Origin of the sequence: Paraburkholderia sp. RL17-373-BIF-A (assembly GCF_046030175.1) — a bacterium.
GTDB lineage: Bacteria > Pseudomonadota > Gammaproteobacteria > Burkholderiales > Burkholderiaceae > Paraburkholderia.
The window spans coordinates 1-1,628 of record NZ_JARESO010000241.1 but is presented as its reverse complement, the minus strand read 5'-3'; the positions used below and the strand labels follow the sequence as shown (position 1 = coordinate 1,628).

The following is a 1,628-nucleotide window of genomic DNA, read 5'->3' as shown; positions in this document are numbered from 1 at the left end:
GCCTCTGCGAGCGCAGCACTGTCGGTAGGAAACGCATCGTCCCATACAGTTGAATTGCCGAACTCGTCGACAATTTCGAGCAGCCAGCCGCCTTCGCCATCGTCGTAGATTTCGATCTCGACGGCCGTTCCATCACGTGTCAGGCGCTGGCTCAGCGGCGAGTGAACCGGACCCTCGTCCATGTCGCTGGAGAGCGGTTCGGCGGGCGGCCAATCGAAGCGCTCACCTGATGGTGAGAAGTCGCTGACGACCTCCGCTGCGCCGTGGCAACGCTTGTATTTTTTACCCGAGCCGCATGGACACGGGTCGTTGCGTCCGATCTTCGGTGTACGTCGTAGTGGCTCGGGCCGACTGATGACAGTTGGTCCCCCGCCACGCTCGGTTTGCTGCTCGCGCTGTTGCATCCAGTAGCGATGGATGTGACGTACCGAGCCTGCCAGGGAGTCCGCGAAGGCCTGATGCTGGTCGAGACTGTCCTTGCGTCGCTTGAGTTCATCCCAGCCTGCCTCGGTGCCGTACAACAGGATCGCCGTGAACCATTCAGGGTGCTGCGCCATCAAGGGCGACCACGTTGCCTGATCCAGCGTAATGCCCTTGTAATAACCCATGCACCACTCGTCGATGATCGACAGCATCCTGCCGTCATCCCGATCACGCTCAAGGATCAGAGGTTCGTACGCGTAGGGTGTCTCGCGCAGCGTGGCATCGACATCATTCCAGTGCCGAATGATCAGGCCGACGATGCTCCCGGCTTCTTTGTTGCTCGCGAACGCGGGTCCATCTTTACCATGCTCGGCATCCCAGATCCAGCGCAACATCAAACTTGGCATGACGAGGTTCGGGCCCGACGCAAGCGCGGTCATGAAACCGTCCATCATCGAGACATCCATCGCCTCTTCGGGAACCGAATCGCTGATCAGGAAATCTTCGAGCTGCTCGATTTCATCGTCAGTGAGCGGCAATGCGAGCAATGCGTCGTGTTTCATCCGTTCTCCAACACTTGTTCGTCGGCGCGCGCTCTTTTTACAATGGCAAGCACCGTATTCTTGCTAATGGAAAGCCGCCGTCCAATCTCGCGATACGACTGTCCCGTCGCAACAAGTGCCAGCACCTTCGGCGCGAGCTTGTCGGCCTTGACACGCTGCCCGGGCTGCCGGCCAAATGCAATCCCACGAGCCTGCGCGGCGGCAATGCCTGAGCGTACGCGCTCGCGCAGCAGATCCCGTTCAAATTCGGCCAGCGCGGCCATCATCATGGCAATCAGTTTGCCTTGCGGTGTGCCGAGATCGAATTGCAGTCCGGTCTGGGCGATCAGCGACACGCCCCACGACTGCAGGTCGTTCAACGTATGGAACAGATCGAGCGTCGAACGGCCCCAGCGCGTGAGTTCGGTCACGAGGATCAGATCGACTTGGCCTGACTGGGCCAGAGCCAGCACAGCCTTCCGATGAACGCGATCGTCCTTCGTGCCAGACGCTGTTTCTTTCCACACACCAGCAATAACGTAACCGCGGCGTTTCGCGAACGCCCGCAGATCAGCTTCCTGTCGGGCGCAGGTCTGATCGACCGTCGATACCCGGCAATACAGTGCCGCTTTCTGTCCCAATTGAAGCTTCTTCACGAAACAC

The 1,628-nt window shown here is 59.5% G+C and carries 2 protein-coding genes; both read right to left on the bottom strand.

Annotated features, from left to right (window positions below):
- Positions 1 to 971, bottom strand: a 971-nt coding sequence (locus P0D80_RS50010) for a UPF0149 family protein (RefSeq protein WP_408296124.1), incomplete at its 3' end; no start/stop codon positions are given.
- Positions 972 to 982: 11 nt separating this feature from the next.
- The coding region (locus tag P0D80_RS50005) for a recombinase family protein (RefSeq protein ID WP_408296121.1) at positions 983 to 1,628 on the bottom strand (646 nt) is incomplete at its 5' end.